The sequence below is a fragment of the Mesoterricola sp. JemC181 genome, assembly GCF_055384585.1.
In genome coordinates, this window is sequence record NZ_AP045076.1 from 1,813,159 (window position 1) to 1,826,296 (window position 13,138).

Annotated in this window: 6 protein-coding genes; 1 reads left to right on the top strand and 5 read right to left on the bottom strand. The window is 67.3% G+C overall.

Annotated elements, in window-relative coordinates; all coding sequences use genetic code 11:
• The first annotated feature begins 84 nt into the window (after nucleotides 1–84).
• Nucleotides 85–630: a pyridoxamine 5'-phosphate oxidase family protein gene (locus tag ACZ5MC_RS07920; protein ID WP_464517460.1), complete on the top strand. Its 546-nt coding sequence runs from the start codon at nucleotides 85–87 to the stop codon at nucleotides 628–630.
• A gap of 71 nt (nucleotides 631–701) precedes the next feature.
• Here ACZ5MC_RS07920 and ACZ5MC_RS07925 read toward each other — a convergent pair whose 3' ends face one another.
• From ACZ5MC_RS07925 to ACZ5MC_RS07945, 5 genes are all read right to left on the bottom strand, one after another.
• Entirely contained in the window at nucleotides 702–3,632 is a 2,931-nt protein-coding gene (locus ACZ5MC_RS07925; RefSeq protein ID WP_464517461.1) for an ATP-binding protein, read from the bottom strand.
• Between the two features lie 326 nt (nucleotides 3,633–3,958).
• On the bottom strand, nucleotides 3,959–5,143 hold the full coding sequence (locus ACZ5MC_RS07930) for a PepSY-associated TM helix domain-containing protein (RefSeq protein ID WP_306599777.1): 1,185 nt from the start codon (nucleotides 5,141–5,143) through the stop codon (nucleotides 3,959–3,961).
• A gap of 13 nt (nucleotides 5,144–5,156) precedes the next feature.
• Nucleotides 5,157–7,307: a TonB-dependent siderophore receptor gene (locus tag ACZ5MC_RS07935; protein WP_464517462.1), complete on the bottom strand. Its 2,151-nt coding sequence runs from the start codon at nucleotides 7,305–7,307 to the stop codon at nucleotides 5,157–5,159.
• A gap of 507 nt (nucleotides 7,308–7,814) precedes the next feature.
• Nucleotides 7,815–11,009, bottom strand: a complete 3,195-nt coding sequence (locus ACZ5MC_RS07940) for a DEAD/DEAH box helicase (RefSeq protein WP_464517463.1) — start codon at nucleotides 11,007–11,009, stop codon at nucleotides 7,815–7,817.
• Nucleotides 11,010–11,375: 366 nt separating this feature from the next.
• Entirely contained in the window at nucleotides 11,376–12,464 is a 1,089-nt protein-coding gene (locus tag ACZ5MC_RS07945; RefSeq protein ID WP_464517464.1) for an ATP-binding protein, read from the bottom strand.
• Between the last annotated feature and the right edge of the window lie 674 nt (nucleotides 12,465–13,138).

Sequence of the window (13,138 nt, forward strand, 5' to 3'; positions counted from 1 at the left end):
CAGGCATGGGTGGTGTTGAAGGGGGTCCAAAGGTGGGAGAATCGTGAACATCCCATCCATCCAGGTTTCCACGGAGCTCCCGCCATGCGCGCACCTGCCCGATCCTCCCTGCTCCGCTCCACCCTCGCGGCACTCCTCCTGGCCCTGCCGGCCGGGGCCGGGGCGCCGGCCAAGACCCCATCCCGCGAGGCGACCCTGGCCGCCGCGCGCGAACTCATGACGTCCTGCCACTACACCGCCTTGTGCACGGTCGCCGCCGACGGCGGCCCCCGGGTGCGGACCATGAATCCCTTTCCCCCCGAGGCGGACATGTCCGTCTGGATGGCCACCAGCGACAAGACCCTCAAGGTGCAGGAACTTCGCGCCAACCCCAAGGTGACGCTCTTCTACGGCGACCTGACCCGGATGGAAGGCTACGTCGCCCTGCGCGGCAAGGCGGTCCTGGTCACCGACCCGGCCGAGATCGCCAGGCGCCACCGCGCCTACTGGGACCAGGCCTTCCCGGGCGGCAGGAACCTGGTGCTGATCCACGTGGTGCCGGAACGGCTGGAGGTGGTTTCCTACAAGCATGGGCTGAACAACGATCCCGCGGCCTGGACGGCCCCGGCGGTGACGTTCCCGGCCTCCTGAACGTTCGCGGCGGGCGGAGCGACGCTTCCCCCTCAAGGCCCGGCAGGGGGCCGCCACCGACTCGGGGCTGTTCAGGTCAGCGCATCGATGGCCCGCTGGAGGGCTTCGGAGGTGAAGGGCTTGGGAAGGCTCAGCACCTTCGGCCAGCGCGCCAGGGCCGCGGACAACTCCGCATCCACGAAACCGGTGGCGATGATCACCGGAATCCCCCGATCCAGGCCCATGATCCGGTCCAGCGTCTCGGCGCCGTTCATGCCCGGCATGTTGTAGTCCAGGATCACCAGGTCCACCTTCAACCCGCCCGCGAGGAGCTCCAGGGCGTGGCTGCCCGTCGTGGCCGAATGGACCACATGGCCCTGGTTTGACAGGGCTGCGGGCACGGAGGACTGGATGAGTTCGTCATCGTCCACCAGGAGCAGCTTCCGGGAGGCCCGCGTCGAGGCTCCACCCGGCGGAAGGGGCGCAGGGCCCCCCAGGGCCGCCTCAGGGGCCGGAGGAAATCTGAGGACGACCCGGGTCCCCTTTCCAGGGACGCTCCAGATCGCCAGGTTGCCGCCGTGGGCCTTGAGCGTGCTGTAGACCATGGCCAGGCCCAGCCCCGTGCCCTTGCCAGCCGGCTTGGTGGTGAAGAAGGGTTCGGTGGCCCGGGCCAGGACCTCGGGCGCCATGCCCCTGCCCGTGTCCTCCACGGCCAGCTCGACGCCGTCCGGCGACCGGTGGGTGCGCAGGGTGATGGTCCCCCCCTCGGGCATGGCGTCCCTGGCATTGATACAGAGGTTCATGATCGCGCTGCCCAGCATCCCGGCCTCGCCGAGGATCCGGGGCAGTCCGTCCTCCAGGACCACCTGGATCTGCACTTTCTGGCGCAGGGTCCGGAGGAGGATGGCCTCCTCCTGGCGAACCAGCTCGTTCAGGTCCAGGGGCCGGGCGTCGGGCAGGTCCTTCCGCGAGAAATCCGTGAGGCTCTTCACGAGGCCCTTGCCCCGTTCCGTGGCCTGGATGATCGTGGCCAGGGCCTGGGCGCCGGCCTCGGGGAAGGAGAACCGGAGGGTTTCGGCGAGGCTGAGGATGGCGGTCAGCACGTTGTTCATGTCGTGGGCGACGCCCCCCGCCAGGGCGCCCAGGCTGTCGAGCTTCTGGGCATGCTGCAGCTCCAGTTCCATTCGGCGGTGTTCCGCTTCCATCTCCTTGCGCTCGGTCAGGTCGGTATGCGTGCCGGTCATGCGCAGGGGGTGCCCCAGCCCGTCCCTCCGGGTCACCTTGCCCCGGGCCAGGACCCATTTCCACGCGCCGTCCTTCGTCCGGAGGCGCTGCTCCACCTGGAAGAGGTCCCGCTTCCCGCCCAGGTAGTTGGAGAGGGCCAGGTTGGTTTCGGGCAGGTCCTCCGGATGCACGAGCTCGTTCCAGACGCGGGCGATTTGGGGCAGTTCCTCCTCCTGGTACCCGAGGATCTGGCAGCCCCGGGGGCTGAGGTAGACCTGCCCCGAGATCATGTCCACGTCCCAGATGCCGTCGCTGGCGCCTTCCAGGGCATTCCGGAGACGCTCCTCGTTCACCCGGAGCGCCTCCTCCGCCCGCACCCGCTGGGCCTCGCCCGCGATGTGGTCCAGGGCGAAGGAGACGTTGGCGGCGGCTTCGGACAGCAGGCCGATCTCAGGCTCTCCGAAGACGTTGAGCTCGGAGGAATAGACCATGAGGACGCCCCAGATGGCCCCGCCCTGCCGGATGGGGAAGGCCGCCGCGGACCGGAACCCCCGGGCGGCCGCCGCGTCATGCCAGGGCAGATTCGCCGAGGTGCTCAGAAAATCATTGGCGATGAAGTAGGTTCCATCCTTGATGGCATGGCCTGCCGGCCCTTCCGCCCAGTTGGGGGTGTCCGTGCGGATATCCAGCAACTCGGTGTAGCGGTCCGCATCCCCCTCCTCGCAGATGATCTCCACCCTCCGTTGCTCCGGGTCCTGGCGGCCGATCCAGGCCATCCTGAGCTGGCCGAATTCCACCAGCGCCTTGCAGATGCGCTTCAGGAGCTCATCCTGGGACCGCGACCGGATGATGGCCTGGTTCACCTGGCTGAGCGCCGAGTAGAGCTGGGCCATGCGCAGCAGCTTGCGGCCCGCGGTCTTCCGCCGCGCCACGTCCCGGCGGGTCAGCCAGAGGGCCCAGCCGATGGCGGCCGCGAGACCGATGCAGAGGACCAGGAGCAGCACCGTGCCGGCCCGGACGCGGTCCGGCGCCAGGCTTTCCGTGTACAGCGCAAGGCCGGGCGTAGGCAGGTCCACCTTCTGGCGGAGCCCCGGGCGGGGCGACACGATGGAGCTGGATTCCGCCAGGAGGTCGCCCCCGTCCCCCCGCAGCTCGAAGCGCAGCATCCGCGCCAGCGACGGAGGCAGGGCCACCCCCAGGAGCCGATCCACGGAGACGACCCCGGCGATGAGACCGAGAAAGGTGTCCCCGCGATAGACCGGCACCCAGATCTCCAGGGACGGGTTCCCCTGGATGGCCGTGAAGGGGCGGGTGCGCTTCGGCCGCCTGCTCTCCCGGGCGGCCGTGGCGGCCTTCAAGGGTTCGGGCAGGGTCAGCTTCAGGCCCAGGATCTGGGCATTGGGCTCCCGCGGGGCCGCGTCCCGGATGGTGAGGGCCGCGTCCACGCGGGTCAGGTTGAGGAGCTCGGGATGGTTGGCCACGAAGCGGCTGGCGCGGAACTGGAAGGCCGCGTCCGTCAGGGAATCCCTGGACCACTCCGCCGCCAGCGCCTCCAGGTAGCTCTCGTCGTCCGACAGGACCCGCACGAGGCCCTGGCCCACCGCCTTCCCGCCATCCTCCATCGCGGCCCGCTGGCGGCGCCCATCCTCCCCCTGGATCCGCCCGATCAGGAGGCTCGCCACCCCGACGAAGGCCACCGCCAGAAGGGATGGCAGCCCGAAGGTCCGCGCCCAGGACGAGGTCTCCCGGCGGTCCTCGAGCATCGGGGCGTTTTCGGGGCGCGTGGGGGTTCGCATCATGGGGCCGCCTGCGCGAAAGGGAATGCCGCCAAGTTTCGCATGACAAGGACTAAAACGAGGTGGCAACCGGGCCGGGAGGCACTGTCAGGGTGCCGGTGATCGGAAGGCCAGGATGCTCCAGCTTACGCCAGGCCGATTCATGACCTCCCCCGTACGCTCCCTGCGAATGCGTGGGAGGCCGTGTCGCTCGGCCAGCCGTTCACCATCGGCGACCTTGCGGGAGGCCCGGGCGCGGTCCGAGGAATCGGGATGCGTCCGGACCCCGGACAGCATCACCAGGCCGAAAAGGACGAAAGCAGGAGTTGGACAGCCGACCCAGGAACCTATTACGTGGACAGGCTCCTGCGTCCCCGCAGCCTGCGCGCCCAGATCATCACGCCCGTGGCGCTGAACATCGCGATCGCCAGTCCCATCATGGACATGAGGATCCGCCCCGGCGTTCCCAGGAGGCGCCCGGAATGAAGCGGGAACATGGCCTGCATGAACAGGTCCCCGGCGCTTCCCGTGCCGGGAACGTCCGAACCCGCGGCTTCCCCGGTCCGGGAATCGAAGTAGAGCCAGGGATTGCCGAGGCCGCCGTCGCCGTGGCTGCGGTCCCGCTCGAAGAAGCCCACGCCCCATACGCCGAATTCCGTGGACAGGAACACGCCCCCGGCCGGGGCCGTCCACCCCCGGTTCCGGGCCTCGGCCCGGGCCAGATCGAGGACCTGGGCCATGGGGATCCGGGGTTCCACGGGCCGGGCCGGACCCGCCATGGGGCGGTTCGCGAAGGGCGAAGGGCTGAGGTCCGAGAACCAGGAGACCACGGGGCGCATGACCTCCCGGTTCAGGTTCATCCCCACGGAGGTGACGGCCAGCATCAGCACCAGGGGCCACACCCACACGCCTCCGGACCGGTGCAGGTCGAAGACCAGGCGGAACCCGCCCTCCCGCCACCGGAACCTCAGGGACCGGGCCCAGGCCGCCGCTGCGGGAAACGAGATCGTGAGCGCGATGAAACTGTCGGCCACCCACGCCAGCGCGACGAGACCCATCAACCACACCCCCAGCTCGATCCCGCCCTTCTTCGGCAGGTGCATGCTGTAGTGCAGCTTGTACAGGAAGGGCAGGAGGTTCTCCCTGGACAGGGAGGCCCGGCCCCATTCCCGCCTTCCCTGGATCTCGCCCGTGGAGGGGTCCAGGGCCACCTGGTTGTAGCCGGGCTCGAAGGCTTTGCCGGTGCCCGGATCGATGCGGGGTGCCACGGAAACCATGAGCGTGTGGCCGGGTTCGATCTCCAGCGGGGCGAAGGTGACCCGGACGCGGGGGTCGGCCGACTCGACCCGCGCGATGAGTTCGGCCACGGGCTTCGGGGCTCCGGCCGTCCGCGCCCTGAACATGCCCGGATTGAGCCGGGCGTCCAGCTCGTGGTCCCAGGAGATCACCGCGCCGGTGATCCCGGCGAGGAAGAGGAAGGCCGCCGCGCCCAGTCCGAACCAGCGGTGAAGCTTCACGAGAATTCGACGGAGCACGGCGGCCTTCTCCCTAGAAGCGGTAGGTGACGCTGGTCAGGAGGTTGCGCCGGGGTCCGTACCACGCGTCGCCGCGGGTCAGGATCGTCGTGGCGTGGATCTTGTCCGTCAGGTTCGTGCCGTTGATGGCGAACCGCCAGTTGCCGGTGTCCAGGGCGAGCATCGCGTCCAGGAGGTTGGTGGCGGCCACTTCCGGGGCGGCCGGGTTCTGGAAGGCCGCCGTGCGGCGGAAGCCCAGGCCGGCGGACCAGCCCGTTCTCCCGGCGAAGGTGAAGCGCGCCCGGCCCCAAAGCGAGAGCTGGTTGGCGGGCACCGCCTCGAGCTGATCGTCCAGGTCGATGTGGTCGAAGTTCGCGACCAGTTCGAAGGACTTCCCGATGCGGGTCTTGGCTTCCAGTTCGAAGCCGCGGTTCTTTGTCTGGCCCGCCTGGAGCATGTTGAGGGGCTGGACGGGATCGTTGACCTGGCGGTTCTTCTCCTTGAGGTCATAGAACGCGGCGTTCAGGGTCGTGGCGCCCGACGGGCTCTGGTACTTGAGGCCCACTTCCAGCTGTTCGCCCCTGAGGGGCCTGTAGCGCTGGCCGTAGAAGTTGGTGCCCGCGATGGGCTGGAAGGACTCGGCGTAGCTCACGTAGGGGGACCAGCCCCGGCCGGTCAGGTACATCAGGGCGGCCCGCAGGGTGGTGGCGTTGTCGCGGTCGGTGGGGGAGCCCTCGACCGCGTTGGTGACGTGGTCGTTCCGCACGCCGAGGAGGACGGACCAATGGGATGCGAACGTGATCTGGTCCTGGAGGTAGACCCCCGTCTGGCTGAGCGCCACGGCGGGGTTGGGCGTGAGCGCCGGGGCCGTGAAATTCCCGTAGACCGGAGCATAGAGGTCGAAGGTGGGGCTGAAGCCGTAGGCCGACGCGGCGTTCTCGGTGTAGTGGAGGTAGTCGACGCCGAAGAGGACGCGCTGCTCCACGGCGCCCCAGCTCAGCTTCCCCTCCAGGGACTGGTCCGCAACCAGGGCATGGCCGTCCCGCTTGTTCATCCAGATGGAGCGGCTGATGGTCCGCTGCTCGGGATCCAGGTAGGGGTTCAGGGGATCCGCGAAGTTGCTGGCGGGGTACAGGGTCTGGTAGCTCCCCTTGTTGGCGGCGTAGCGGACGTTCTGCCGCACCGTCCACGCGTCGGAGAAGCGGTGCTCGAACTGGTAGCCGAGGCTGGCCTGGCGCATGGTGTATTCGTCGAATCCGGGTTCGCTGACGAAGCGGCTGGTGGGAATCTGGCCGTTGGGATTGGGCAGCACGGTGCCGGACCAGGGCAGGAACGTGGCGGTGGAACCGGTCTCATCCTTCTGCCAGAGGCCGAGGATCACCAGGCTGGTGTCGGCGCTGGGGCGCCAGGCCACGGAGGGCGCGAAGACATAGCGGTTGTCCTGGACGTAATCCACCTGGGTGTCGCTCTTCCGGGCCAGCCCAACCAGGCGATAGGACCAGCGGCCATCGTCGCTGATGGCGCCCGTGATGTCGCCCTGGACCTGGCGCCGGTTGAAGCTGCCGAACTGGACCCCCACTTCGGCCTGGCGTTCCGCCTGGGGCCGTTTGCTCTGGAGATTGAGGACGCCGCCGGTGCTGCCCTGGCCATAGAGCACCGAGGAGGGCCCGCGGAGGACTTCCACGCGCTCCAGGGTGTACGGGTCCGGGCGGGTGTTGTTGTTGTAGCCGTAGATCTGGAGCAGGCCGTCCACGAACTGGATGGGCTCGCTGCCGCGCACCCGCACCCAGTCCCCGCGGCTGTCCACGCCGTAGGCGTTCGAGCGCACGCCGGAAGCGTAGTTGAGGACGTCGCCCAGGGACACGGAGGCCTGGTCCTCGATCTGCTCCCGGCTCACCACGGAAATGGCCTGGGGCGTTTCGGAAAGGGGCGTATCGGTCTTCGTGCCGGTCATGGAGCGGCGGGGCCGGTAGCCGGAAACGGGGGTCAGGGCCGTCTCCTTCCCGCCGGCAGCCTTCACCTTGATTTCCGGAAGGACGGTTTCGGCCGGAGGTTCGGGAGCCGGAGCGGGCTTGGTTTGCGCGACCAGCGGCGTCATGCACACCGCCAGGGCGAAGGTCAGCGGACCGAAGGCGGTGTGGGACCGGGAGGCCCGGGGGGGAAAGGTGGGGATGGAGGATGGCATGCGTGTCCTTTGGCAGAGGTTCCCTGGGCGGCCATGGGGCCGCCGGGATGGGGGAGGAAGGAGAGGCGGAAAAGCTGGGGAAGGGGGCAACGTCAGGGATTGCCCCCGGGATGCCGGGAGCCGTCGGGCAGGGTCGTGGTCATCAGGCGGGGGGGTTCCCTCGCCACTACCTCCTGTCGGCGCGAAAATCCTCCGATGGGGCAAGGAAGGGGGTCATCGGACCGCCAGGCGCTCGGGGACCGCAGGACCAGATCGTCCAAGGGGCCAAGCAGGAGAACAAATGCATGAATGAAAGCATACTCTAACGAGATTGAGTCTCAATATGATTTGCGTCACAACTGCCCAGCAACCGGGCAAGCTTCGGCTTGGATTCCGGAAATTCGAAGGTCTGCTCCCCACCCCGGCGCATCGTCCACGGCGTCCCCCTGTTGGCCATCCACGTGGCCGGGACTTCAATCGGAAACGTGAGGAATGGACGAGCCTCTGGCTGCGCGCGGCCCTCCCGCCTCAGGCGGCCACGATGCTCGCCCAGGCCTGGAAATCCTTGGCGGGCATCGGCACCTTGAGTTCGAAGTCGATGCCCATGGGGCGGGACCCTTCGTGGCGCAGATATTTCAGCTCGCCCAGGAACAGGTAGGGCTGGTCCTGGGTTTCCCGGACGAAGAGGATCGCCCGGTTCCCTCCCAGGCCAAGGGTCTGGTACCGGAGCCCCGTGGCGCTCCCCTCCGGGGTTCCGCTCTGGCTCTTCCAGTGGAACAGGGAGGGCGACAGGAACCGGTCCTCGTACCGGGTCGTGGGCGAGAACCGCTTCTCGTCCTTGTCCAGGGTGACCGCGAAGAGATCCAGGCCCAGCTCCGGCAGGTAGAGCACCCCCTCCCGCCACCCCGGCTGCCTCGACCAGTCCCAGCGGCCCAGGGCGGCCAGGATCTCCCTCCTTTGGTAGCGGCCATGGAGGGCCAGGGGCGCGCCCGGCACGACCTCGTCCCCGTCCCGCGGCGGCCGGGCCTCCCCGAGGAGGACCTGCGCCAGTCCCGCCAGGTCCCTGCGGAAGCCGGGGTCGTTCACCTCGGAAACAGCCAGCGCCCTTTGCCCTTCCGGGACCGCGGACTTGTACAGGGCCTGGAAATGCAGCATGGCCAGGCGCCGTTCCTCCATGGGCCCCATCGGCAGGTCGGGTACGCCCCTGAGGGCGAAGGCCCGGTACGCCGTGAGCAGGGCGAGGTTGTCCAGGTGCAACAGGCGGCCGAGCCCCTTCGACCAGGAGGCTTCGGCGGCCGCTTCCTGTGGGGATTCGAGCGGGGGCAGCGCGCCGACGGACCGCAGGAGCGGCGTCCAGCCCACGGCCCCCGTGGACCAGATGTCCTCGAGGGGCGTGCCCGTTTCGGTCACGAAGGCGTGGAGGCTCGGCTGGTCCGGGGACCCGCTCCGGGAAAGCCAGGCCCGGAGCTCGCGGCGCAGCTTGGCCACGTTCAGCTTCAGGTTCTCCTTGAGGTTCTCCAGGAGGTCCTCCCTGGCCTGTCGCTCCAGGTGCAGCGTGCAGCCCCGGGGCATCCGGGGCAGGTGGTCCTCCTGGAAGGCGTCCAGGAGCTGGCGCCGGTGGAGGCCGGTCAGGACCGCCAGGGGGCGGTCGAACCGGAATTCCCTCCGGGCCCGCCCCACGAAATCGAGGACCAGGGTCTGCTCCTTGCCCTGGCACAGCCGCAGGCCCCGGCCGAGCTGCTGCTGGAACACCGTCGCGCTGGCGGTGGGTCGGAGGAAGAGCAGGATGTCCACTTCGGGAATGTCGATGCCCTCGTTGAGCAGGTCGCAGGTGAAGACGACCCTGAGAACCCCCTTCCGCAGATCGTCGAGGGCCTTGCGCCGCGCCTGCGGGTCGGTGTCGCCGTGCAGGGAGCAGGAAGGGATTCCCAGATCGTTGAAAACCTCCGCCATGAACCCGGCGTGCTCGACGCTGACGCAGAAACCCAGGCCGCAGGCCTTCTGCCAGTGCGGGTGGAGTTCCATGAAGCGTTCCGCGACCAGGATCGCCCGGTTGCGGTTGGAACAGTACAGGGCGCTCAGGACGGTCTTGTCATACTCGCCGCGGTCCCAGCGGACCTCCTGCAGGGAGACCCCGTCGGCCAGGCCGAAGTAGGCGAAGGGGGTCAGCAGCTGCCGGTCCAGGGCGTCCCAGAGGCGGATCTCCGCGGCCGCCCGGCCTCCGAACCAGTGGAGGATATCCAGGCCGTCGCTGCGTTCGGGGGTGGCGGTGAGGCCGAGCAGGATCCCCGGCCTCACCCAGTCGAGGAACTTGCGGTAGGAAGGCGCGGCCGCGTGGTGGAATTCGTCCACCACGACCATGTCCCAGTGGTCCCGGGGGAACCGCTGCTCCAGGCCCGCCCGGGACAGGCTCTGGATGCTGCAGAACAGGTGCTTCCAGTCATGGGGCTGCTGGCCGTCCACCAGCATCTCCCCGAAGGCGTGGTCCCGGAGGGCGGCCTGGAAGGTGCCGCGGGCCTGCTCGAGGAGCTCCTTCCGGTGGGCCACGAACAGCAGGCGGGGCGGCTGGCCGGACCCCTGTCGCTGCCGGGCATAGTCCAGGGCGGCGACGACGGTCTTCCCCGTTCCCGTCGCCGCGACCACCAGGTTGTTCATGCGTCCATGGTCCTGCCGTTCGGACTCCAGCTTTTCCAGGATGGCCTGCTGGAACGGGAAGGGATGCAAGGTGAGGGAAAGGGGGAGCTGAAGTCCCGAGGAGGGAAGGGCCTGCTGCTTGAGGACGAGCCGCAGCCGGGTCCAGGCGGCGGCGTCCTCCGGATCGAGGCGCTCGAACTCGCCGTCCTCCCAGAGCCCCTCGAAGGTGCTCCGGAACTTGTCCAGGAGGTGGGGGGAATCCCGCTGGGTGATCTTCAGGGTCCATTCCACGCCCGACCCCAGGGCGGCCTTGGACAGGTTCGCGGAACCGATGTAGGCGGTATGGAGGCCCGAGGCCCGTTCGAACAGCCAGGCCTTGGCATGGAGGCGGGACCGCCGCGGATCCATGGAGACCCGCACTTCCGCCCCCGGAATCCGCGCAAAAGCCTCCAGGGCGCGGGCGTCCGTGTTGCCCATGTAGGTCGTGGTGATCAGCCGGATCACGGGGGCGCCGCCCGGTTCGCCCCGGCGCTTCCGCTGCAGGAGAATGCGGTCCGACAGGCGCAGAAGGGCATCCTTGATCTGCAGCCAGCCGCCCCAGGTGACGAAGGAGACGAGGGCGTCCACACGGTCGGCGCTGCCCAGCTCCAGCTGGTATTCGTCGCCCAGGGAGGGCTCGCCGTGGCTCCCGGTGAGCAGGACCGGCTGGGAAAGCGGTGTGGCCGGCCGGGCGAGTTCGGTGGCGCCGAAGGCGTCCAGCACGTGTTCGAGGACCTCGCCGCCCTTGAGGGCATCGTCCGCAAGGACGGGATGGGTCCGGAGCCCCCTCTGCCGGGCGTCCGCCAGGAGGAGCTGCACGACCTGGTTGGCCACTTCCACCTGGGCGGTGGCCCGGTGTTCAGCGGGCAGATCGCGGAGATGGCGTTCCACCAGGACCTTGATCCACTGGGAAACCAGGGCGGCGTCGCCACCGTCCGGGAGTATCCGGGTGTGTACCGGGCGCAGGGCGGAGCGGGCGGTGTCCAGACCCTGGGAAAGACCAAGGGTCAGGAGGTCCTCATAGAGGCCGGAAGGGAGTTTGGGGTCCATTTTGATTTCATCATGAGGGCCCGCGGGGGATTCTGGAAGGCTCAATTCACGAAGCCCCGACCAGACACTCAAACCGGCGTTGCCCTCCGGGGGGTCCGCGGCGGGCTGCTATTTTAGATTTTGGCCCTATTCCAAAACAAGCCATGACCATGTTTTAGTTCACATGGCAGTCCCATGTGCCTCAAGATACAAGTGTAGAAATAGTTCGGTTTATGCATTAGGATGTTTTTCGAATCCACGACTGCTTGTACGGTTCGGCTACTTATGGATTTTTGAGAATTGTGGGTGTCGAACAGGAGGGGAATGCGCTGGGCCACTTCCATCACGATGCCCTGGGTCATGCGGAAGGCAGGGTTATGGTCGGGGTTAGAGAAGGCTTCCATTCGCCTCGGCGAATGACGCCAATGGGATCGCCGATACATTGTCGGAAATGTCATACCTGCGATTCCCTGGATGGACGATGGCCAAATGGTCCAGTTCCAGGTCAGCAAGAGCAGCCCTGACCGACGGTGTCAGCTTGGGGGCATCCACTCTCTTGCATTCAATCCCGATGCGCCGACCATCCTTCACGAGAAGGAGGTCGAGTTCCGCTCCCGCGTGAGTGCCCCATAAGAAAACCTCGTCGGGCTCCACAGCGGCCATGATTTCTTCCACGGCATAGCCTTCCCAGGAGGCGCCGCTCTTGGGGTGGGTATCCAGTTCCAGGGGCGTGTGGATGCCCAGGAGGTGGTGCAATAGCCCCGAGTCCCGGAAGAAGAGCTTCGGGGCCTTCACCTGACGCTTGTTGATGTTGGCATACCAGGGCTGAAGGGTGCGAATGAGGAAGGTCCCTTCCAAAATGTCCAGGTACCGACGGACCGTGGTCTCGCTTACGCCCAACGCTCGGGCGGTCTCGGCGCCATTCCAGACCTGCCCGTGGTAGTGGGCCAGCATGCTCCAGAATCGGAAGAAGGTCTGGGCCGGCAGGCGCAGGCCGAACTGGGGAAGGTCCAATTCCATGAATGTCCGGATGACGTTTTTCCGCCATGCAAAACTGTCTTCGTCCGAATGGGCAAGGTAGGAAAGCGGGAATCCCCCTCGCAACCAATGCGCTGACTGGGGACCCGCGCCCACCTCGGAAAGATTGAATCCGGCGATGGAGACCACTTCCACGCGACCTGCCAGGGATTCGGAAGCCCCCTTGATCACCTCGGGAGAGGCACTGCCCAGGATCAGGAAACGGGCCGGCAAAGGGTCCCGATCAGCCAGGACCCTTAACACTGGGAACAAGTGAGGGGCGCGCTGGATCTCGTCGATCACCACCAGGCCCTGGAGGCTGGCCAGAGTCGTCATGGACTCGCTCAGACGAGCCAGGCTCATGGGGTCCTCAAGGTCGAAGTAGGAGGCGTGTTCCGGCGACAGAAACATGCGTGCCAGAGTGGTTTTCCCGCATTGCCGAGGCCCAAGCAGGCGCATTTGGTGAACCTGCAAAAACCCTGGCGGCGCATCCGCACCAAGGCTGGTCTGCCCGAGGTTCTCCTAAAGTCTCCAAGGGAGACTTGCGCGGAGGCTTTGGCCCAATCGGGACAGCGGCAGGGAATCCATCCGGTCAAAAAAGCCGGATGGTTCCCCAGGTCCCTAGGCTGAAAGTCTCCACGGAGACCAAGGTGGAAAAAGTGTGTCTCAGATAAACGAAGGTTGATGCTGGTTTACAGAAAGTCTCCAAGTCTCCAAGGCCCCGAAGGGGAAACGGTGGAGACTTGGGGACTTTTGGGATTTGCTGGGGCCCAATCGGAGACGGGCTCTGTGGGGGCATTTCATGATCTGCCGAAAGAAAATACAAACCCTTGAGGTAGTGGCACGCCTGGAGGCGGCTACCCTGGTGTCTCGCTGGGCCGTGGAAGCAGCCGCGTAAAGGTCATACCGGCCGCTGGGCCGGGGACATAACCTGGAGACGCCAGGGAGACGCCCGCTCCGTCCAGTCAATCGTCCCCACCCTCAACCGCCCTGGCCTTGGTGAGCTGAGGGCCCTGGCCCTTTGAGGTGGGGCCCCCGGGTGGCGAGTGTCTACCGTCAACCTGACCTTCTCACCTTGAGGTAGTATTTATCCAATCCTCCTTCTCCTCCATTCGCGCCCAATGTTGGGGCCG

Excerpts from the sequence above, each read along its gene's own strand:
- ACZ5MC_RS07920 (WP_464517460.1), top strand. The coding sequence starts at position 85 with ATGCGCGCACCTGCCCGATCCTCCCTGCTCCGCTCCACCCTCGCGGCA.
- ACZ5MC_RS07925 (WP_464517461.1), bottom strand. The coding sequence starts at position 3,632 with ATGATGCGAACCCCCACGCGCCCCGAAAACGCCCCGATGCTCGAGGAC.
- ACZ5MC_RS07935 (WP_464517462.1), bottom strand. The coding sequence starts at position 7,307 with ATGCCATCCTCCATCCCCACCTTTCCCCCCCGGGCCTCCCGGTCCCAC.
- ACZ5MC_RS07940 (WP_464517463.1), bottom strand. The coding sequence starts at position 11,009 with ATGGACCCCAAACTCCCTTCCGGCCTCTATGAGGACCTCCTGACCCTT.
- ACZ5MC_RS07945 (WP_464517464.1), bottom strand. The coding sequence starts at position 12,464 with ATGCGCCTGCTTGGGCCTCGGCAATGCGGGAAAACCACTCTGGCACGC.